Annotated in this window: 15 protein-coding genes; 9 read left to right on the top strand and 6 right to left on the bottom strand. The window is 33.0% G+C overall.

Features of this window, described 5'->3' with window-relative positions; all coding sequences use genetic code 11:
* Positions 1 to 5: 5 nt before the first annotated feature.
* The 4 genes from AC3Y25_RS10400 (at position 6) to AC3Y25_RS10385 (ending at position 4,207) form a co-directional block, all read left to right on the top strand.
* A complete protein-coding gene (locus AC3Y25_RS10400; protein ID WP_489902695.1) occupies positions 6 to 419 on the top strand; it encodes a lysozyme inhibitor LprI family protein in 414 nt (137 codons plus the stop codon).
* Positions 420 to 517: 98 nt separating this feature from the next.
* Positions 518 to 2,827: a type IA DNA topoisomerase gene (locus tag AC3Y25_RS10395; RefSeq protein WP_489902694.1), complete on the top strand. Its 2,310-nt coding sequence runs from the start codon at positions 518 to 520 to the stop codon at positions 2,825 to 2,827.
* 384 nt (positions 2,828 to 3,211) lie between these two features.
* Complete coding sequence (locus AC3Y25_RS10390; RefSeq protein ID WP_489902693.1) at positions 3,212 to 3,688, top strand: DUF6265 family protein; 477 nt, start codon at positions 3,212 to 3,214, stop codon at positions 3,686 to 3,688.
* 24 nt (positions 3,689 to 3,712) lie between these two features.
* A complete protein-coding gene (locus AC3Y25_RS10385; protein WP_489902692.1) occupies positions 3,713 to 4,207 on the top strand; it encodes a hypothetical protein in 495 nt (164 codons plus the stop codon).
* A 72-nt stretch (positions 4,208 to 4,279) separates the two neighbouring features.
* Here AC3Y25_RS10385 and AC3Y25_RS10380 read toward each other — a convergent pair whose 3' ends face one another.
* A complete protein-coding gene (locus AC3Y25_RS10380) occupies positions 4,280 to 5,440 on the bottom strand; it encodes an MFS transporter (RefSeq protein WP_095929814.1) in 1,161 nt (386 codons plus the stop codon).
* 217 nt (positions 5,441 to 5,657) lie between these two features.
* Between AC3Y25_RS10380 and AC3Y25_RS10375 the strand changes: the two genes are divergently transcribed.
* The 4 genes from AC3Y25_RS10375 to AC3Y25_RS10360 all read left to right on the top strand — a co-directional run bounded on the left by AC3Y25_RS10375 (position 5,658) and on the right by AC3Y25_RS10360 (position 12,809).
* On the top strand, positions 5,658 to 7,976 hold the full coding sequence (locus AC3Y25_RS10375; RefSeq protein ID WP_489902691.1) for a TonB-dependent siderophore receptor: 2,319 nt from the start codon (positions 5,658 to 5,660) through the stop codon (positions 7,974 to 7,976).
* Between the two features lie 143 nt (positions 7,977 to 8,119).
* Complete coding sequence (locus AC3Y25_RS10370) at positions 8,120 to 8,845, top strand: DUF4198 domain-containing protein (protein WP_427872659.1); 726 nt, start codon at positions 8,120 to 8,122, stop codon at positions 8,843 to 8,845.
* 284 nt (positions 8,846 to 9,129) lie between these two features.
* Entirely contained in the window at positions 9,130 to 11,358 is a 2,229-nt protein-coding gene (locus AC3Y25_RS10365) for a TonB-dependent siderophore receptor (protein WP_489902690.1), read from the top strand.
* Between the two features lie 140 nt (positions 11,359 to 11,498).
* Complete coding sequence (locus AC3Y25_RS10360; protein WP_489902689.1) at positions 11,499 to 12,809, top strand: APC family permease; 1,311 nt, start codon at positions 11,499 to 11,501, stop codon at positions 12,807 to 12,809.
* A gap of 56 nt (positions 12,810 to 12,865) precedes the next feature.
* Here AC3Y25_RS10360 and AC3Y25_RS10355 read toward each other — a convergent pair whose 3' ends face one another.
* From AC3Y25_RS10355 to AC3Y25_RS10345, 3 genes are all read right to left on the bottom strand, one after another.
* The gene (locus AC3Y25_RS10355; RefSeq protein WP_489902688.1) at positions 12,866 to 15,217 is read right to left on the bottom strand and encodes a hypothetical protein; all 2,352 of its coding nucleotides are present in this window, start codon (positions 15,215 to 15,217) and stop codon (positions 12,866 to 12,868) included.
* Positions 15,177 to 16,202: a hypothetical protein gene (locus AC3Y25_RS10350; protein ID WP_489902687.1), complete on the bottom strand. Its 1,026-nt coding sequence runs from the start codon at positions 16,200 to 16,202 to the stop codon at positions 15,177 to 15,179. Before AC3Y25_RS10350 ends, AC3Y25_RS10355 begins: the two co-directional genes overlap by 41 nt.
* A 360-nt stretch (positions 16,203 to 16,562) precedes the next feature.
* Positions 16,563 to 19,196: a valine--tRNA ligase gene (locus AC3Y25_RS10345; protein WP_489902686.1), complete on the bottom strand. Its 2,634-nt coding sequence runs from the start codon at positions 19,194 to 19,196 to the stop codon at positions 16,563 to 16,565.
* Between the two features lie 290 nt (positions 19,197 to 19,486).
* Between AC3Y25_RS10345 and AC3Y25_RS10340 the strand changes: the two genes are divergently transcribed.
* Entirely contained in the window at positions 19,487 to 19,867 is a 381-nt protein-coding gene (locus tag AC3Y25_RS10340) for a DUF1573 domain-containing protein (RefSeq protein ID WP_320493987.1), read from the top strand.
* Between the two features lie 342 nt (positions 19,868 to 20,209).
* Here the strand turns inward: AC3Y25_RS10340 and AC3Y25_RS10335 are convergent, their stop codons facing one another.
* The gene (locus AC3Y25_RS10335; protein WP_489902685.1) at positions 20,210 to 20,695 is read right to left on the bottom strand and encodes a hypothetical protein; all 486 of its coding nucleotides are present in this window, start codon (positions 20,693 to 20,695) and stop codon (positions 20,210 to 20,212) included.
* A gap of 137 nt (positions 20,696 to 20,832) precedes the next feature.
* Positions 20,833 to 22,962, bottom strand: a complete 2,130-nt coding sequence (locus AC3Y25_RS10330; protein ID WP_489902684.1) for an OmpA family protein — start codon at positions 22,960 to 22,962, stop codon at positions 20,833 to 20,835.
* Between the last annotated feature and the right edge of the window lie 6 nt (positions 22,963 to 22,968).

Raw genomic sequence — 22,968 nt, 5'->3', positions numbered from 1 at the left:
GAAAAATGAAAAAAGTACTTCTTTTAACTTGTCTGATTTTATCAGTCGTAGCATTTTCACAAACCAAAAAAGAGTATCCAATCGATCTTTTAGAATCAAAATGCATAAATCAAAAAGACATCTCTAACGCAGACAAATGCAATTGTATCATACAAGCCCAAGAATCTTGGGACAAAGAATTGAACAAAAGTTACAATTTACTAAAAACAAAACTCCCAAAAGAAACTTTTGAAACTTTAAAAGAATCTCAAAAACAATGGCTTCTTTATCGCGATAAAGAATATGAGTTTATGTCGAAATATCTTTACGAAGTCAAGCAAGGAACTTTGTGGTATGCCGTTTCAGAAAGCTTAAAAAGAGACATCGTAAAAAGAAGAGCGCTTGAATTGGAGGCGTATTACAAAATATTTGATTATTAAACTTTCTTTTTAGAAAGCCTTTGCCCCTTTGGACCTAATAATCTTTGCCCCTTTCCCATAAAATCCGTACTTTCGCATGTCCAACTAGAAAAGAAAAAATGAAGGTCTGTATTGCTGAGAAACCAAGTGTAGCGCGTGAAATTGCATCTGTTTTGGGTGCCAATACCAAACACGATGGCTATTACGAAGGCAATGGTTATGCTGTAACCTACACTTTTGGACATTTATGCACTTTAAAAGAACCCAACGATTATAAACCGCATTGGAAAAGCTGGGATTTGAACAATTTACCCATGCTTCCTGAAAAGTTCGAAACCAAAGTGGTTCAAAACTCAGGAATTCAAAAACAGTTTAAAATCATTAAAAGTCTTTTTGAGAAAGCCGACGTGGTTATCAACTGTGGGGATGCTGGACAAGAAGGAGAACTGATTCAGCGCTGGGTGATGAACGAAGCGCATTACAAAGGCGAAATTCAGCGATTATGGATTTCATCTCTTACCACAGAAGCTATTAAAGAAGGTTTTGAAAACTTAAAACCCTCTGCCAACTACGATAATTTATTCTACGCCGGATTTTCTAGAGCTATCGGAGATTGGCTTTTAGGAATGAATGCCACGCGTTTGTACACTGTAAAACATGGCGGCTACAAACAAGTTTTGTCTATCGGACGCGTACAAACGCCAACTTTGGCCATGGTTGTAGAACGTTTTAGAGAAATTGAAAACTTTAAACCGCAGCCGTATTGGGAATTGCAGACTTTATATAGAGAAACGCTTTTTAGTTATGAAGAAGGTCGTTTTCTAAACCAAGAAGACGGACAAGTTATCGCGGCCAAAGTCAAAGAAAGTGATTTCGAAATCGTTTCTGTTGATAAGAAGAACGGAAATGAATATGCCCCAAAACTTTTCGACTTAACGGGTCTGCAAGTTTATTGCAATCAAAAATTTGGATTTTCTGCCGAAGAAACATTGAAAATTGCACAGACTTTGTACGAACAGAAAGTTATTACCTATCCCAGAGTTGATACTACTTTTTTACCAGGTGATATATATCCGAAAGTGCCTGGAATTCTACAGAAATTAACCAATTATGCCGAATTGACTGAGCCCCTTTTAGGAAAAAAAATCAAAAAATCGCCAAAGGTTTTCAACGATAAAAAAGTAACCGATCACCACGCGATTATTCCAACGGGAGTTCAAAATAATCTGCCTCATAATCAGCAGCAGGTTTATGATATTATTACTAGACGTTTTATTGCTGTTTTTTATGATGACTGTTTGGTTGCCAATACCACGGTTATTGGAAAAGCTGCCGATGTGACTTTTAAAGCGACTGGAAAAGAAATCTTAAAGAAAGGTTTCCGTGTTGTTTTTGAAGATCCGAATGCAAAGGAAAAAGAACCCGATTTACTGCCGAGTTTTGTTGTGGGCGAAAAAGGTCCGCATGAACCTTCATTTCTTCAAAAAGAAACCAAGCCGCCCAATCAGTTTACAGAGGCAACTTTACTGCGTGCCATGGAAACCGCAGGAAAACAGGTTGATGACGAAGATTTACGCGAATTGATGAAAGAAAACGGAATCGGTCGTCCGTCAACACGTGCCAATATTATCGAAACGCTTTTCAAACGCCAATATATTGTTCGAAACAAAAAACAAGTTTTACCCACTTTGACTGGAATTCAATTGATTGATACGATTCAGAACGAATTAGTAAAATCGGCCGAACTTACAGGAACTTGGGAAAAACAATTGAAAGATATTGAAAAAGGGACTTTCACCGCAGCGGCCTTCATTAGAAACATGAAACGCATGGTTGAAGCTTTGGTTTATGAAGTTCGAAGCGAAACCAAGCACGCCAATATTTCACATGCGGCCACGATTCAGAAACCAGTTGTAAAAGCGGAAAAAGAGAAAAAGAAAGCCTCTGGAATTTCAGCAGAAACTTGTCCGAAATGCCAAAAGGGAAAGATCCTGAAAGGAAAATCGGCCTTTGGCTGCAGCGAGTACAAATCGGGTTGCGATTTTGTATTGCCTTTTGTTTTTCATGATAAAAAAATAACAGAAAGCCAGTATTTACGATTGGTTCAAAAGGGTTCTACAGTAAACATAAAAGGCTTTAAAACCGATTCTGGAACTGTTGAAGGCTTAATTCGTTTTGAAGAAAATTACAAACTGAAATTGGAACCAAAGAAAACCGATAAAAAAGCCGAACCTAAAGAAAATTCAGATGCATTGGTTTGTCCGAAATGTAAAAAAGGAACAATTCTAAAAGGCAAAACGGCTTATGGTTGCGCCGAATATAAATCGGGTTGTGATTTTAAAGTGACTTTCGACGAAGTACGCGAAAAACTAAAAGATCAAAAACCAACTAAGGAATTAGTTTACTCTATTTTGAGTGCAAGCGTTTGATTTTTTTTAGCCACGAATGCACGAATTTCCACTAATTATTTTTTTAAAATTACTGTGTCTATATTATTTGCCACAGATTAAAAGGATTAAAATGATTCTTTGCTCTGTGTGTTTTATCAATAATTGCACGAATTTTTTCTCGCAGATTTAGCAGATTTGACAGATTTTTATAATGCAGAGTACAAATAAATCTGCTGAATTTGCTAAATCTGCGAGAGACAAAATCATTTTAATCCTTTTAATCTGTGGCTAAAAATAATTTTACTCTTCAATAATAATTCGAAAAATTCACAGAAAACTTTCCATTACGTTTATCAAGAAAAATTCGTGAATTCGTGGCTAAAAAAAAATTCATACATTAGTGCTATCAAAAACCTTATAAATATGTTTCAGAAAATTACTCTTTTAGCTCTTGTATTAGCCGCAGTTTCATGCCAGAAAAAAGAAACGGTAGAAAAAGATAAAATCAAAAAAGCCGACTGGTTAATAGGAAACTGGGAAAATAAAACTCCTGAAGGCATTTTATCTGAAAATTGGCAAAAACTAAACGACAGTACTTTCAGTGCTTCTTCTTATTTTATAAAAGGGAAAGACACTTTGCATTTTGAAACTATTGTTTTGGCTCAGCTAGGGGAAACGCTTACTTACAAAGCAACTGTAAAAGGTCAAAACGATGATAAACCCGTTTTCTTTCCTTCTACTTCTGAAACAGATCAGCAATTGGTTTTTGAGAATCCAAAACACGATTATCCTCAAAAAATCACGTATACAAAAGGTACAAATAATACTTTAACTGCAGAAATTTCTGGGAACATGAATGGAAAACCAAGTTCTGAGAAGTTTGTTATGACGAAGAAGTAATTGTTTCTTATTTGTAAAAGAAAAATGCCTAATTACATTTATATTGAAAAAGTTCCTTTATACAAAACTACAATTGGAAGCTTATTATTTGTCCCAGGTTTTCTTGCTGCGATTTTTATAAATAAGCAGAATGGATTTAGTTATTTCTTTATTTATCTGTTGCTAGCATATTGGGGAATCTTTTTCATTTCAACTGAAGGTTTAGAAATTGATTTTCAAAAGAATAAATTCAGGAAATTATATTCTTTTTATGGAATCAAAATTAGATTGAAATGGAAATTATTTCCAGAAATAAAATGCATTTCTTTAGTCGAAACTATTGTTAAACACGCCATAGAAAAAGGTGGTGCAGGAAATAGAATTAGATCCACTATCAATGAAAAAACAATTAAAATAAATATTGTAGATAATGAAGATAACTATTTAACAATCTACTTTGCAAATGATCAAAAGGAAGCTTATAAAATCGCATCAAAAATTAAAGAAGCTTATAAAATTGAAATTACAACAAATTTTTAAAACAAAGTATACTTCGGAATTTCCATAGATTAATAGAAACTTCTGTACCTTTTAAGCATCAGCATCTTTAAACTACTCATTCTCCCCAATCTTATTCACCATAAAAATCATCAGAATTCCGAGAAGCGCCATAACAAGAAACGCCCATTTCATACTTAAATATTCAGAGATAAAACCAACCATTGGCGGAACTAATAAAAATCCGAGGTAACCAATTGTTGATATAGAAGTTAAGGCAGAACCACTGCTTAATTTTGAAGATCTTCCGGCAATACTAAATACTAACGGAACAACGCAAGAAACCCCAAATCCGATTAAAACGTAACCGAAAATAGTTGGGTATGCATACGGTAAAATAAAACAAACACCGAAACCAGCTGTAATTAAGATTCCGCTATAAAGCAAGATTTTTTTAGTTCCAAATTTCATTACGCCATAATCACCAAAAATACGTCCTAACGTTACTGCCGAAGCAAAAAACACGAATGCCGCACTGGTTAATTTTGGAGAAGCTTTTAATATATTTTCGAAATAAATTCCGCTCCAGTCGTACATGGTATTTTCACAAGCCATAGAAACGAAACAAATTAGAGAGAATTTTACCAGATTTTTTTCTGGCATCGAAAAGAACTTCTTTTTAACTGGAACAGGTTCGTTGTGAATACTCATCGGATAAAAACAAGCCGTTAGCGCCAGCATAAAAATACTTACTCCCAATAAATGATGCGATGGTGCAATTTTCTGCGTTACCATTACATAACCTAATCCCGCACCCGAGAAAACGGCAATACTCCAAACGGCATGAAAACGCGTAATAATAGATTTCGGATATAGTTTCTGCACTTCCAGAGATTGTGCATTTATAGATAAATTGAAAATATTACGAGAAGCTCCAAAGAATAAAAGTATAATAACCAACTGCCAAACAAATGCCGCCAAACCAGGCAGAGACAACGCAATATTGAACATAACAGCGCCAAGAAGCATAATATAACGGCTGCTGTATTTATTTAATAGTTTTCCTGTAAAAGGCATTGTTAGCATTAAACCTATCGGAAAAGCAAATAAAACTGCACCAAATTCGGCTTCAGACAATTTTAATTGGGCTTGTATATGTGGAATTCTTGAAACCCACGAAGAGTATCCAAAGCCAGAAAGGAAGAAAAAAACAGTATTGGCAATACGATATCCTCTAGGCGTATTTTGAATCTTTTTAAAGAATGGTAAAATCATGAAGTCATTTTTCAGACTGCAAAATTAAGGCTTTAAAACTTTATCTCGCTAAAACATCAACTAAGAATTTCATTTAATTATCTCAATAATCAACATTTAACAATTTCAAAAATAAATGACAAAAAATAAAATTGTTAAAGTTACTTTAATTTTTACATTTGCATTGTTTTTATTTATTCTAAATAAATATTATTTACAAACCAATTAATAAATAGCAATGAATTACCTCAGTTTGAAAACTACACGTTTTCTATTTTCTATCAGTTTTTTATTTTCGTTTTTATCTGCCTTTGCACAAAACCACGGAAAAATTAAAGGAACCATAACCACCTCAGACGGCGATGCTGCAGCGGGAGTAAATATTATTCTTAAAAACTCTAAATATGGTACCGTTTCTAATGACGATGGTACTTTTGATTTTAATAAAGTAAGATCCAATTCTTATACACTTCAAGTATCTTTGGCAGGTTACGAAACCGCAGAAACTGAAGTTACAGTTACAGAAAATGAAACCTCAACAATTAATTTACAGCTTAAGGTTTCTAATAAGGAATTGAATGAAGTTATCGTAAATGGCAAGAAAAGCAACTTATCAAAAAAAACCGATTATGTAGCCAGAATGCCACTAAAGAACCTGGAAAATCCGCAGGTTTATAATGTTATTCACAAAGAACTATTACAAGAACAAATCGCGGTAGACATACGAAGCGCGGTTCAAAATGCTACGGGCGCAATCTCAAAAATATATCCTTCTGGCGGACTTGAAATTAGTTTTAGAGGATTCAGCACGGGTGTAAACGCACGAAACGGCATGGAGACTCTTTCTGGGCGAAGCTCAATCTCAATTGATAATGCCGAGCGAATTGAGGTGCTAAAAGGGCCTTCTGGAACTTTGTTTGGTTCTTCTGTTTCTTCATTTGGAGGAGTTGTAAACTTGGTTACCAAAAAGCCTTTTGAAACTAGCAAAACAGAGATATCTTATACAGGAGGAAGCTTTGGACTGCAGCGTGTCGCGGTAGATTTTAATATGCCTTTGACTCAGGACAAAAAAGTTTTGTTTAGAATAAACGCTTCGGCAAATACAGAAAACAGTTTCTTAAATTATGGTTTTAATAAAACAGTTTTATTTGCACCGAGCATTATTTATAAAGCAACCGACAGATTAACGCTGAGTTTAGACACAGAAATTTTCAATACCAACAACACACGCCCTACTTACGGACGTTCGTATGCGGCAGGACTTACCAACCCAACAGACCTGAAAGTAGATTACAGAACAAGCTTATTTGCAGATGATCTTGATGCTAAAACAAGTTCTCCTAAAATATTTGCTCAGGCAGAATATAAACTTTCTGACAATTGGAAATCTACCACACTATTCTCATTGGTAGACGAACGTGTTGATCATAGTTATCAGTACTACACTGCATGGAAATCGCCGACAGAAGTTCAAAGAATGGTATCCCGTTTTGGACCAATTCATAATAATTTTACCAATTTTCAGGAAAATATTAATGGCGAATTTTCAACAGGAAGCATCAAACATAAATTATTAGCAGGTATTAATTACCGATTTACAAAAGGAACATTTAAATATGCTACCACACAAGTATTGGATTTAATAGATGTAACAAAAGATTTTGAACCAATTCGAAAAAGCGATGTAGATCCAAAATTGAAAGAAATGCAATTTGGCGTTCCAAATGAACAGACTTTTAGCGTTTATGCTTCAGATGTAGTTAGTTTTACAGATCGCTTATCTGTAATGCTTAGTCTTCGTTTGGATAACTTTGTTCAGAAAAAAATCGAAGATACAGAGGGCTACAACCAAACTGCTTTGTCTCCAAAATTAGGTTTGGTTTATGAAGTAGTTAAAGATCAGGTTTCTTTATTTGGAAATTACATGAATGGTTTTCAAAATTCAGGTCCAGTAAATCAGCCAGATGGATCAATATTAATCTTAAAACCAGTTTATGCTAATCAATATGAAGGCGGTGTAAAAGTAGAAGCTTTCAATAAAAAATTAAGCACAACACTAAGCTATTACAACATTACAATTGATAATGCTACAAGAACAAAACCGGACGGATATAATGTTCAGGATGGAAAACAAGTAAGTAAAGGAATTGATTTTGAATTCATTGCCAATCCTATAAACGGTTTAAACGTGACGGCTGGTTATGCTTATAATGACAATCGTATCGTTAAATCGTCTGACCCTTTAATTGAAGGCAACAAGGCTAGCGGAGCACCAGAAAATGTGCTGAATTTTTGGGTTTCTTACAAACTTCAAAACACACTAAAAAATTTAGGCTTTGGTTTTGGAGGAAATTATGTAGACAAACAGTATAAATTTGAAGATGAAAGCTTTTATGCTCCTTCTTATTCTATTTATAGTGCAACAGTATTTTACGACAGACCCGTTTGGAGACTTGGAGTTAAATTCAACAACCTGACCAACACAAAATATTGGGATTCTTACGGAATGGCTCAAACTCCAGCAAACTTCTTAGTAAACCTAACCGTAAGACTTTAGTTTTCTTACTCAAATATTCCACAACCTCGAAATACTTTCCATATGAAATGAATTTCGAGGTTTTTTAGTGTTTTATTTTTAATTATTCTAAATAAGACTTATGTTTGTAAAAAATATCATTCTAATAATTTAAACTTGATCTTATGAAATCAAATACTTTAAAAACACTAAGCTTTTTATTTCTAATGCTTTTTGCTGCACCTCAGCTTTTTGCCCATGCTTTATGGATTGAAACCAAAGCAACAGGAACAAAAGGAAAAGCTCAGGAAATTTCTGTTTATTTTGGAGAATTCTCTGATAATGATATTACAAAAGCTGATAAATGGTTTTCTGATTTGAAGGATTTCTCTTTAGTTGTAATTTCTCCTTCAAAAAAAGAAACTAAACTAACTTCTAAAGCTCTAGATAATAAATACCAAGCTTTCTTTACACCAGACGAAGACGGAGTTTATACCATTGTAATGCATCATACCGTTGGAGATGTTTACGGAACAATGAAATTAGACTACAATTCAAGTGCAACCGTTGTTGTTGGAAACAAATCGGCTGGAAATGTAGCTGCGGCTAACAATAATAAAATTAGCGTTTTTTCTGAAAATGCCGATATCGCGAAAAAAAATACTGTAATTAATGTTTCTGCTTTATACGAAGGCGCTATTGCAAAATCTCAAAAAATCAAAGTAATTGCTCCAAACGGATGGGAAAAAGAATTGTGGACAAATGATAAAGGAGAAATCTCTTTTACTCCTATCTGGTCAGGAAATTATATGGTTGAGTTTGCTTATACAGAGAAATCTGCAGGTGAACATAACGGAAAAAAATACGATGAAATCTGGAAAATGGCAACTTATCAAATTGCTGTAAAATAATTTCAGAAAATCTCATTCTTAGGTTTTAATTTCAATTGAAACAGGGCTGACTCAAAAATGAGCCAGCCCTGTTTTTTTTTGTAAAAATGCCTTCTAGAATATTCTATAAGGTATTTTAATTGGTTTTAAATACAAAATTAAAATAACATTAGAAAACTCTTAAGCAAATCTTAAGAAAAGACTAAGAAAGGCTTAAGTAAGAAATCCACTTCATAATTTCCTGTTAAAGAATATGTCTATTTATATTTGCACTCGATAATTTTTATTGAATCTAAATAAATACCATGAAATATAATTTACTACTAGCATTAGGATTATTTAGTTTTGTCTCTTACGGTCAAGATTACTCAAGCAACGAAACTACTTATTCAGTTACTGATACTGTAAAAAATAAAAAAGGTGAAATTCTTAATGAGGTTGTGGTTACCAAAACCAAAGAACCAAAACCCGTAACAGCAGTTCGCTCTGGATTAAAACCAATGGATAATCCACAAAGCATACAAGTTATTGGTTCTGAAATTATCGAACAGCAGCAAGCAATCAGATTAAGCGAAGTTCTTAAAAACGCTAACGGTGTTTACGTTGGTTCTGCTCGTGGTGGCGCTCAGGAATCTTTCTTCTCTAGAGGTTATGACATGTCTGCAAACAATATGTTTAAAAACGGATTCCGTTATAATGCAGGATCAATTCCTGATGTTTCTGGTTTAGATAAAGTAGAATTCTTAAAAGGTGGTTCAGCGTTATTATTTGGAAACGTAGCGCCAGGTGGAATTCTTAATTTAGTAACCAAAACACCTCAATTTAAAAGTGGCGGAGAAGTTTCAATGCAAATTGGAAGCTACTCTTATTACAAACCAGCATTTGATTTTTACGGAGGTCTTACTAAATCAATCGCATTTAGAATTAACGGTTCTTACGAGAACTCAGAAAGCTTTAGAGATGTTGTAAAAAACAAACGTGTATATGTAAATCCATCGTTGCTTTTTGTCATTAATCCTAAAACTCAAATTACACTACAAGGAGATTATTTAAGTGCAGATTGGACACCTGATTTTGGAACTGGAATTATTGGCACACAAATTCTTGATTTGCCTAGAAATACTTTTTACGGAGCACTTTGGTCTAATGGTAACACAAAATCGGCTAGTGCATCGGTATTATTAAATCATGATTTCAACAAAAACTGGAAATTAAACTTTAATTCTTCTTTCCAGAATTATGATAGAGCTTCAAAATCTACAGCACAATTATCGACTGTAAAAGAAAATGGAGACTGGACAAGACCTTTGGTTCAAAACGACAACTCAGAACAAATTTTAGGAGATCAATTAAGTCTTCAAGGAAACTTTAATACAGGATCTGTAAAACATCAAATTTTTACAGGTGCAGACTGGGAAAACTCATTTGCAACAGCGTATACTTTTGCATTTAATCCTGCAAATTATGATACTATCAATCTTTTCAACTTTGATCCGTCAACACAAAGAAATGATATTCCAGATGCTAGAGCAACTCAAATTGCAAAAACAGAAACAAACCGTTTTGGCGTTTATTTTCAAGATTTAATTTCGATTACAGAGAAGTTTAAAGTATTAGCAGGTGTACGTTGGTCTTGGCAAGAAGCCGAAGTTACAACTTACAAAGAAACTTTTGCTGGAGGAAAACAAACTGTTAAGCCTGAAAATGCAGTTCCTACAGTAGGCGCTAAAAAATTAGACAATGCATTTTCTCCAAAATTTGGATTAATTTATCAGCCTAGAAAAGAGGTTTCTATCTTTGGTAGCTACTCTACTTCGTTTACTCCAAACACAGGAACTACAGCAGATTTAAAACCAATTGAGCCATCTATTATTGATCAATATGAAGCTGGTATTAAAACTGACTTTTTGCAAGGATTATTAAGCACAAACGTTACGGTTTATCAAATCACAAACAGCAACTTGGCTCAAACCGCAGAATTTAAAGCTGATGGAAGTTTAAACACTGACACAAACGTAAAAGTTTTAAGCGGTGAAACTAAAAGTAAAGGTGTTGAAGTTGACGTTACTGCAAGACCAATTGACGGACTTAGCATTATTGCAGGTTACAGCTACAACGATATGCGTTATACTAAAACATCTGGTTTAAACGGAAGTTTTATCGAAGGCGATCGTCTTGTTAGAACTCCAGCAAATACAGCCAACTTAAGTTTCTTTTATACGGTACAAGAAGGTTTATTTAAAAATTTATCTGTTGGAGCTGTTGGAAACTACATCGGTGATCGTTTAGGAGGCTGGAATGACCAACACAGTACAGATCTAACTAAATATCCTGATGGAATCTACCATAGAGAAATTCCGTTAGAAGGTTATGTTACAATTGATGCATCTGTTGGATATACTTGGAGAAAATTCTCGATTCTTTGCAAATTATCAAACATTACAAACGAATTAAATTACACCGTTCACGAAAATTATAGTGTGAACCCGATCGCGCCTCGTCAAGTTATGACAAGCTTGCGTTACAAGTTCTAAAATATTGAATTAGAGTTTTGATTTTATCCCAAGATTTTCAGTTTCACTCGAAAATCTTGGGATTTTTATTTTAAGCTCAAAACTAATTCAATTAACACTATTTTTGCTTGAAATTATAATCCTTAAAACCCAATTCAAGAATGTCGGATTCAACAAAAAACCAATTACAAAAAAGTTTAGGACTTAGTTTCAATATTGCCGTTTTAATTGGCGGAACTATTGGTGTTGGAATTTTAAGAACGCCAGGAACTATTGCAGAAATGTTGAATAATTACTGGCTTATTCTTGCTTCTTGGCTCTTTGGAGGTTTGTATGTTTTATTAGGAGCAAATTCGTATTCAGAATTGGCTACAATGCTGCCAAAAGCAGGTGGGTCGTACAATTATATTAAAAGAGCTTTGGGCGAATATGCCGGTTTTCTTTCTGGTTGGTACGATTATATTGTAAATGCTATTCCGCCCGCGTTTTATTGCATCGTAATTAGCGAATACACGATTATTTTATTTCCGCAATTGGCCAATTATTCAACCATATTGTCTATTTCTTTATTGGTTGCATTTGTTTTGCTGCACTTAAGCGGAGTCAAAAACGGAAGTGTAATTCAGCAGATTACCAGTTTCTTAAAAGTTATTTGTTTTGTGGCTTTGGTTGTGGCTTGTTTTATGTATTCTGGAGTTGAAGTTCCAGCGATAAAAACGGATAGTTCTATTTTTCAAATCGGACTTATCTTTGGATTTTTTAAATCATTACAGTTAATTATAGGAACTTATAATGGTTGGAATGCCGTTTGCTTTTTTGCAGAAGAAAATGATGATCCAAGTAAAAACATTCCGAAGTCTTTATATAGTGGTGTTTTGCTCGTTGTTGCAATCTACATTTTAGTGAATGCCGCTTTTTTTCATGTATTGCCAATCGAAACTTTAGCCAAATCCAATCTCGCCGCTGCCGATGTTGCTAAGATTCTTTTTGGAGAAAGTGGGGCAAAAATTGTAACCGTAATTTCGATCTTCTCTTTAATTAGTATTTTGAATGCCTTTATGATGATTCCGCCAAGAATCCTTTACGGATTAAGCCGTGACGGTTTTTTTATCCAAAAAGGAACAACTGTAAACAAAGGCGGAACTCCGATTGTTGCGCTATTGGTCTCTTCTCTTTTCAGTTTGTTTTTAATTTGCATTGGCTCTTTTGAAGTATTATTTTCTTTCGCAGCTTTCATCTCTATAATCGTTTGGGGATTGGCTTATTATTCGCTTTTAAAACTAAGAACTTCTGAACCCGATTTGCCAAGACCTTACCGTTCTTTCTGGTATCCTTGGACAACTATAATTGCGATTATATTTTCTATTGCATTACTTGGAGGATTTATTTACAGTGACCCTAAAAGTTTTATTATTATCGTTGGGATTGCAATTGTTTCTTATCCTTTGTTTTTGGTTTTGAAGAAGAAGTAAAATATTATAACAAAACAAAATCCCAATACTGAAATTCAATATTGGGATTTTGTTTTTTACCTTCTCGCCTTAAAATATTCTTCAAAAGAACTGCAGTCAGACATTAGATCAACATAATCATCTGCATATTTCGATTTTAAATCCTGATAGTATTTATTTTTACTTAAAAGAAAATCATCATAATTTTCAATTTGGCTATAGTAATCATCAGGGTATTGATATTGTAGTTTGTTTTTTTCGCACCTTCCTATCATTCTCAAGCATAAAGCTTTAAACTTATCTGTTTTAGCATGCTTTAACGCTAAAAGATAATATTGCTGTGCTAAATTGCCTTGAAAATATTCTTTCTCATCTTCAAAAGGAGTATCATCAACATAATGATGCCAATTGTAACGGCGCATCATCCATGAATTTCCATTTTGCGTCATGTTATAATAAGCATTCGCTGCTAAAAAATAATAATAGTCCTTATTGACTTCTTTCGGATTAGAAGCCTTTTTAAGATATAATATCAAATGTTCCGTAATGCTTCTTTTATTTAATCTAAAGGGCTTTTCTTGCTTAATAAACTCGGGGGTATACTTAAGGACAAAAAACGGATTTACATCAAACATATCTGATTCTTTGCAATTTGGTTTTTCCCAAAGACAATCTGCGTAACTGGCAATTTCGTCAATATCCAATTTTCCAAAATATTCAGAGGCTAGTTTGAGATTGTTTTGACGAATGTATTTTGTTCCAATCAAATCGTATAATCTTGGAATTTCTTTTTTAAGATAATTTTGTTTCCATTCTGAAAACGAATCTAGCTTCTCTCTTTTATTTTCAATCCTTTCTACTATTTCCCGCACTTGTTCTGGCGAATAAATCACATCAATGTATTCAAAGTAATTAGAATAAAAATCCCTGTATGAATTGCTTTTGTTTTTTAAAGTTTTCCAAACTGCTGTATTATTTTCAGAATAATCAGCAGGCTCTGTCACAACTTCATTAAGCTTTGAATATAAAAAAGCGGCATCCAATGTATTCTGTTTGTATTCTAATTCCCTTCCAATAGCAAATAAAAATTTTCTATTTTTTTCATTTTCAAGAAGAATTGGTTTTACTGCATCCAAAATAACAGCTTTTCCTTTTTCCTGATTAGCAGTTAAGGCTAATGCTTTTATAATTTTTATTTGATTATAAAGGGGACCTGTTTTAGAAATTTTCTTTTCTATAGCAGCAATTTCATTCAAACAGCCCTGGTTGTCTTTAGTTACAAATGATAAATAAGACTTCCCTAACTTCCATAAAATTGGGTCATTAATTTTTTTAAGTTTTACGTTGCTTACAAATTGCAACACTTTGCCAGCGTAAATCCTATCATTTTCTACCCTATTTAAAACATCTTTTATCGAATTATTTGCATCGTCTGACCAATAGTCATATTTTGAAACCGCTGGATTAAATAAAGAATAATAAGGAGTAAAAACCCAATCCTCAATTTTATTAATTTCTCTAAGAAGCAAAAAAGAAAGGCCTTCAAATTTTGGATTGTACTGATAGACTTTTTCTAAACAAAACAAGGCTTGATTGCTCTTTTTTACACCTGCTAAAAAATAAACATTGGCTCTTTCTTCATCATTTTTAGCATACTTTAAAACATCTTCCAATGAAATTTTAGAGTTAAATACCTGAGAAATTATAAAGCGCTTATCTGGAGCTTTTACAAAAACTTGAGCAGCATAAAAATTCGCTAAGGCTTTATCGGTTTCGGCAAATGTCCTAAAATATAAACTCCAGTAATTAAGTATATCTTTCTTTTTTTGGTTTTTAAAAATAGTATCATACAATGATTTGATTTGTTCCAAATCATTATTATAATAGGCTAGTCTAATAGCCAAAAACGCATATCGTAATTTGATTTCATTATCTTTAACCTTATTAGAAATTTTTATGGCTTTATCTATAAGATTTTTTCTCTTTGGCATTGTAGCTCCTTCCTTTTTTTCCCATGGATCGCCATACATTCCGTTAAGAGGTTCGCAGGTTTTAGCAAATTTTAAATAATTTATGGCTTCTATATTTTTAGTTTTATAAAAATACAAAAGCATTTCATTCGAAGATTTTTCATTAATATCCTCTTCATTAAAATCATATAAAATGCTTCGTATAGCTTCGATAGAAACTTTACTTCGACAATATTTCATCCAAAGTTTTTCATTCTCATCGATTGAACCTTGCGGGTACACACCGTCTATATTTGGATAGAATGAATTATAAGAATAATTAAATTCTGAATAAGGATAGTAATTAAAATTCGAAGGGTTAAAAAATGAATATCGGATTTCTTCTCCAAACGGATAAAAACCACAAGCAAAAATGCTATTACTTACTAAAATTGCTATAAAAACCAGAAAGTTCTTCATTGCTATAATTACTTAATTGTTCTTCGTCTAAATGAAATAATGTTACTGTTGTATTGGCGTCAAAGTCGACATTCTTTTTGATGACTTCAATTGCCTCATTAATTTTCTTTGAGGTTAAATTTTCGTATTTAATCTTGTCTCCAATTCTTAAATAAAAATTATCGACGACCGTATCTTTTGTCACCTCATACCACAAAGGTTTAATTTCTTTTAAAGATTTTAAAACCTCTTTCTGTCCCTCATAAATCACTTTGTAGAAATGATCATTTTTATAGACCTGCATCCAAGAATAAGTGGGCAGCGCAATATCTAAGTGGAGTGGATATTTTCTTTTCTTATTGAGATAAAGTTTTAATTCTTCTATATCTAAAATGGAGTTTTTAGAATGATTCCCTAAAGGATTTATCAAATTATAACACATTAAAGTTGCTTTGTCTACAAGAGGAATACCCATTTTTTCAGGATATTTATAAGGATATAATCTCAATGTGCAGCTAATTTCTTTTTTTGAAACTGCCTTTAATTTCTTCAAAAAATAAAAATAATTATCCTTTGTTGTCAAAGTCCAATCACAATCCATTTGAAATTCTTTTGTCGCAATAGCACCTTCAAATCTTTCATTTGTATATTTATTAATCAAAAAAGCAACATTATTGGCAAGTGTATCTATCCTTTCTCTATTCGTGTTTTTAAAAACCTCGTTTTTAATATATACCGTTGGAACAATTAAAAAATCTTCCTTTTGATAAAAACGCAAAGACGTTTTGGAAACAGGAAAATCTCCATAAGCTTCATTATGATCAATCTCAAAAAACTTAACATACAATTTCCTGACTTCTAAATCTTTTAAAACCTTACTTTCCTTTGAATTCAAACTCCAGTTGTTACTTTTCCAGTAATAAAAAGATTTCTCAACATTCTCAATTTTGTTGGAACAAGAGGAAAAAAGAGTCAAAATGGATACAAAAAATAATATTTTTTTCATTTGAAAAAGAAAATTTAGATAGTGAAAAATCGTATTAAATTTATATCATTTTAAAACACAAAATCATAAAAGTCCAATTTATTTTTTATAAAAAAAGTGACATGTAAAAACAATAAATCTGATTGATTTTAGAAAAGAAATACCATAATATTGTCATTCCGAGGAACGAGGAATCTCCGTAAGTGGCTCGACAAAGATTGGCGATTTTTATTGCGGAGCTTCTAGCGTGGTCTTCGACTTCGCTCAGACTGACAATGCGTATAGTTACAGGAATGACAAACTGTATGTATAAAACAACAAACCCGACAGATTTTTGAACCTGTCGGGTTTAATTATATAATTAAAACAGAGATTTGACTCTTACTTCAAACCAGCCAAACTCTGCTCAATTGTAGCAATTTTTGCTAAAGCATCAACTTGTTTTTGTTTTTCTAAATTAAGGACTTTCTCTGGAGCTCCGTTTACGAATTTCTCGTTTGAAAGTTTTGCTTCAACAGATTTCAAGAATCCTTTTGTATAATTTAATTCTTCTGTCAGTTTTGCAATTTCAGCTTCAACGTCGATGTTTCCTGTAATCGGAATGAAATATTCATTTGATTTTACACGGAAAGACAATGCTCCATCTACTTTTTCTGAAACATATTCAAAAGCAGAAACGTTTCCTAATTTCGTTATGATCGAATCAAAGTAAGTAGAAACATTTTCGCTGTTGATTCCTTTTAATTCGATGGCATCTTTAAACGGAATATTTTTGTCTTTACGAATCGTTCTTATTCCAGAAATTACTTCAATTGAGTTTTCAAAATCAGCAATTAATTTTGCGTCAAACGGTTTTACTTCTGGCCAAGTCGAAACAATTAAAGCTTCTTCTGGAGTTCTTTCTGCAATTAACTGCCAAATTTCCTCTGTCAAGAAAGGCATAAACGGATGCAATAACTTCAAGTTGTTTTCTAACATTTCGATCGCTTTCGCGAAAGTTACGCTGTCAATTGGCTGTTGGTATGCCGGTTTGATCATTTCTAAGAACCAAGAACAGAAATCATCCCAAACCAATTTATAAATTGCCATAAGAGAATCTGAAATTCTGTATTTCTCGAAATTATCTTCAATGTCAACTAAAGTCTGCTGCAATTTTGCTTCGTACCATTCAATAGCCACTTTTGATGATTCTGGCTGTGCGATAGTTTCTGAAACTTCCCAACCTTTAATCAATTTAAAAGCATTCCAAATCTTGTTTGAAAACGCTTTTCCTTGACTGCACAATTCCTCATCAAACATAATATCGTTTCCAGCAGAAGCACTTAAAAGCAATCCTACACGAACTCCGTCTGCACTAAATTTATCGATCAAATCTAAAGGATCAGGAGAATTCCCTAATGATTTAGACATTTTACGACGTTGTTTATCACGAACTAAACCTGTTAAATATACGTTTGTAAATGGTTTTTCTCCAGCATATTCATAACCTGCAATAATCATTCTCGCAACCCAGAAAAATAAAATATCCGGACCTGTAACCAAGTCGTTTGTTGGATAATAATATTTAAAGTCTGCACTTTCCGGATCCATAATTCCACCAAAAACTGACATTGGCCATAACCAAGATGAAAACCAGGTATCTAAAGCGTCAACATCTTGTTTTAAGTCAGATGTTGTAAGTGAGTTGTTAGATGTTTTTTCTTTTGCTAAAGCTAAAGCATCTTCGATATTTTCTGCAACTACAAAATCTTCTTTACCGTCTCCGTAATAATAAGCAGGAATTTGTTGTCCCCACCATAATTGACGAGAAATATTCCAATCACGAATATTATTTAACCAATGCGCATACGTATTTTCGAAACGTTTTGGGTGTAATTTAATTTCTCCTGTTTCTAAAACCGACTTAATTGCTGGTTTTACCAATTCTTCCATTTTCAAGAACCATTGGTCAGATAATCTTGGTTCGATTACCGCTTTGGTTCTTTCAGAAGTTCCTACTTTATTTAAGTGTGTTTCTGTTTTTGCTAAAGCCGCAATTTCTTCTAGTTCTTTTGCAATTTCAGTACGAACCACAAAACGGTCTTTTCCTTGATAATGTAATCCGAAGCTGTTTAATGTCGCATCTTCATTAAAAATATCAACGATTTCTAGGTTATGTTTTTCACCAAGAGTTTTGTCATTCATATCGTGCGCAGGCGTTACTTTCAAACATCCTGTTCCGAATTCAACATCAACATATTCGTCTTCAATAATTGGAATTACTCTTCCGCAGATTGGAACAATCGCTTTTTTACCTTTTAAATGTGTAAAACGCTCATCGTTTGGATTGATACAGATGGCAGTGTCCCCGAAGATAGTCTCAGGACGTGTTGTAGCAATCGTCAAGAAATCTTCTGAACCTTCAATTTTATATTTTAAGAAAAATAATTTTCCTTGCTGTTCTTCATAAATTACTTCTTCGTCAGAAAGAGTAGTTTTTGCTTCTGGATCCCAGTTAACCATACGGTATCCTCTGTAGATCAAACCTTTGTTGTATAAATCTACAAACGATTTAATTACAGATGCAGACATATCTGGATCCATTGTAAATTTAGTGCGTTCCCAATCGCAAGAAGCCCCTAATTTCTTAAGCTGTTCTAAGATTGTTCCTCCGTATTTATCGGTCCATTCCCAAGCATGTTTTAGGAATTCTTCGCGGGTCAAATCGTTTTTATTGATTCCTTCTGCTTTTAATTTCGCTACCACTTTTGCTTCAGTTGCAATAGAGGCGTGATCTGTACCTGGAACCCAACAAGCGTTGAATCCTTTTAGACGTGCACGGCGAATTAAAACATCCTGAATCGTATTATTCAACATATGTCCCATGTGAAGGACTCCAGTGACGTTTGGCGGCGGAATTACAATGGTGTACGGTGTTCTATGATCTGGTTCTGAATGAAAATAATTATTTTTCATCCAGTAATCATACCATTTACTCTCAATCGTCTTAGCGTCAAATTGTGCTGGAATTGTCATTTACTAGGGTTGTTTAATCGTTAATTTGTTTAACCGTTTAATCGGTTTTGATCATCGAATTTCAAATTGATTTGTTTTCATTATTTTCTGTTAAAAAAAGTCTTTTATAAATCAATCTCAACGATTAAACAAATAAACGACTAAACAGTCAAACAAAAAACTGGTTCAATTTTTGTATTTATAACTGACAGCAAAAGTAAATAATTAAGTAGACTATAAAAAGAGAAATAATAATTTGTGTGTTAATTAAAAGAATGTATATTTACTTACAATTAAAAAAAAGATTTCATATGAAAAATGCAGCCTCTTTTATTGCAGTCTTATTGTTTAGCGCAGTAAGTTATGCACAAAACGGCCCAAAAATTGAATTTGCAGCCCCAGACAATACAATTGATTATGGAAAAATTTCTAAAGGAGACAATGGACTTCGTTCCTTTGAATTTACAAACACTGGTGATGCTCCTTTATTAATTACAGGCGCAGAATCTACGCTAAGTTCAATCGTTGTTACCAAACCTGCAGCAGCAATTATGCCGGGCAAAAAAGGGAAAATCGATGTAAAATATAACATGGTAGCAGGACCTATTCGTAAAACAATTACTGTTGAAACAAACGCAGTAAACTATCCTGACGGAAGAGTAGCTCTTAAAATTAAGGGTGAAGTTCAATAAGAATTTAAACTTCTAAAAATAACAAAAATAGCTGTCTCAAATGGACGGCTATTTTTTTTAAAAGCTTCAGAGAAGCAAAATATTTATAGAAAAAGAATAAATGATTACAACATAAAGCTCCAGAGGAGCGTCATATATTAAGTCTACAGAAAAAATATGTCGCTCCTCTGGAGCTTTATCCATTTTTGATATTACCACTTCTATAAATATTCCACCCCGCTGGGGTTTTTACAGATCAAAAAAATGTTATAAATATTTGTGTCCAATAAAAAAACTGTCCTTTTGAGACAGCTTCGTTTTATTTTTGAAGAGAAACATCTTGACTCTCAAATCTTTCTTCTTTTATTTCTTCTCAGCGCATTCAACAGAATCAAATTTATATTTTACGCTTTCAAAATCAATTGGCTTATCTTTTACCAAATAAGTAACACCCATTGTAGTTTGCATAACACCATTTCCTAAAATAAGCTGATTGTTACGTTTCAAAAGCGCCATCGGGTTCTTAAACGTTTTATCTCCATTTACATTATCTTTAAAAGTGTAATCTACAAACAAAGTATCGCCATGAAACTCACCTGCAACTTCTCCTGTTCTAACAGTTGAAGGTGCCACCCTCATAATCATGTCTCCGGATAATTTTCCGTTTTTTAAAGTATTCAATTTTAAATCTATTGTATCCTTTTCATAAATTGCTTTATAGCATGCAGTGCTTACCACCGCTTCACCTTCTGCTTTTGCAGCTTCAGTAGCTTTTTGTTTTTCTTCATTTTTACAGCTTTGCAATCCAATAAAGGATAAAAGCAAACAAGACAAGGTTAGATTTCTCATATTTTTTTTTATTTCGTTGATATCACTATAAAATTAAAGAAAAAAGATTTCCGTAAAAAGGTTTCGGCAAAGTTTTTCTGTAAAAATGAAACCCGACAGGTTTTTAAAATCTGTCGGGTTTACTATGTTAAAAAAAATTACAAACTTTTGATTACAAATTCAGATCTTCTGTTCAATTCATGCTCTTCTTCTGAGCAAGATTCGTCTGTTTTACATTTAATAATGGGCACCGATTCTCCATACCCTTTTGCCATAACTCGTTTTGCATCAATACCAGACTGAATTATAAATTCTCTTGTCGAATTGGCTCTCTTTTGAGACAAATCTTCATTAAATTTTGCATTTCCTCTAGAATCGGTATGCGAACCAATTTCGATTTTCATATCTGGATATTTCTTCATCAGCTCTACTACCCTGCCCAAAACTACTTTTGATTCTTTTCGGATATACCACATATTGTAATCAAAGTAAATTGGATCTGTTTTTATGATTAAACGATCTTTATCTTTAACAACATCTTTTTCCTTTGCCAATATCTCTTTTACTTTTTCCTGCTTTTTAACTTCAGCTGCAACGATTGCCGCTTCTTTGGCTTTTTTCTCTTTTTCTTTCAATTCAATTGCCACCAAAGCTTCTTTTTTCTTGTTTTCTTCTTCAATAATAATTTCTTGCTTTCTCTTATTTTCAGCAATTAATTTTTCTTCCTGTTTAATAACTTCCAATGATTTTAAAGCTAAAGAACCGTCATTAACTTTATCTCTTGTTTTGTCTAATGTCAGTATTTTTGAAGCATTTGTATAGTTTTCTTTGGAAGCTGAAATTTTATACGAAGCCTCGCAAGGAACCGTAAAACTGAATTTTCCATCAGCAGAAGTTGTAATGGTATTTAAAGTTTTACTTTCAGAATCTTGTAATAATACCGTTGCATTTTCTAGAGCCAATTGCGTATCAATATCTGTAATTGTTCCCGCGATTAATTGCTTGCAATCTTCAACAATCAAATCTTTTATTTCTTTGAATTGATAAATATCATCGCTCCCTTTTCCTCCTTCTCTATTAGAAGCAAAAAATCCTTCTTTGGTATTAGAATCAATGTTAAAAGCGAAATCATCTAAATTAGAGTTTAACGGAAGTCCTACATTAATAGGTTTTGAATACTCATTTCCGTTAATATCAGAAACAAAAACGTCTAAAGATCCGTAGCCCAAATGTCCGTCAGACGAAAAATAAAGCTTATTATCTGCAGAGGCAAAAGGAAATTGCTCTCTTTTATCTGTATTAATTTCTGGACCCAAATTTTTCGGAGTATCAAATGCTCCTTTATTAATATTAACGGAATAAATATCGAAAGAACCTAGAGATCCTGGCATATCTGAAGCAAAATACAATACTTTTTCATCTGCACTCAAAGCAGGATGCTCCACAGAATAATTCGGACTATTGAATGGAAGCGAAGTAATTTTCGTCCATTTTCCTTCAACCCATTCTGCTTTAAAAATCTGAAGATTAGAGATTTTCTTATCGTCTTTTTTCTTCTTTCCGTTTTTAGAATTGTTTCGGGTAAAATACATCGTTTTGCCATCTTTTGTGAAAACAGCATTCGATTCATGCATTCCGGTTTTTAATTCTTTAGCAAAATAATGAACTATAGAATCTCTTGAATTAATATTCTTTAAAGGAATTGAAACCAAATTCAAATACGTTTCGTTATCCCATTTAAACTTTTTATCAAATAAACCAGGCTTCAATTTCACACCAGCAAAAACTAGGTCTTCTTTATATTTCACAGCTCCAAATTCAGAATTTGGTGTATTTATCGCAAGGTTTTTAATCTCAAAACGTTTACCAATTGCCGTAACATTTTCTAATGTTTTAAAGTCTTTTTCAAAATTGACAAGATCTTCTGCGTTGGCAGATTTAGCATAATATTCTTTTAAATTGGCGTTTGCATCATCATTACTATTTGTTGCTTTTAAAGTCTGCGCATATCTAAAATAATATTCTCGGTCTAAATTATTGCTGTAATTTGAAATCAAAAGACGGTAATAACGCTGTGCTTTTACTAAGTCGTTAGTATAGAAATAAGAATCGGCTAGATTTTTAATCACTTCTTGAGACGGTTTTTCGTCTGCCAATTTTTGGTATAAAATAATAGCTTCGCTGTAATACGTTTTGTCAAAAAAACGTTTTGCTCTAGCTAGTTCTAGATCTTGTGCATTTATAAACTGTATTGAAAATACGAATATAATAACGAGTAATTTTTTCATATTTTT

Source organism: Flavobacterium sp. LK-23, assembly GCF_058135255.1.
Note: the sequence above shows the minus strand (reverse complement) of the source record. Positions and strands in the feature narration are given on the sequence as shown.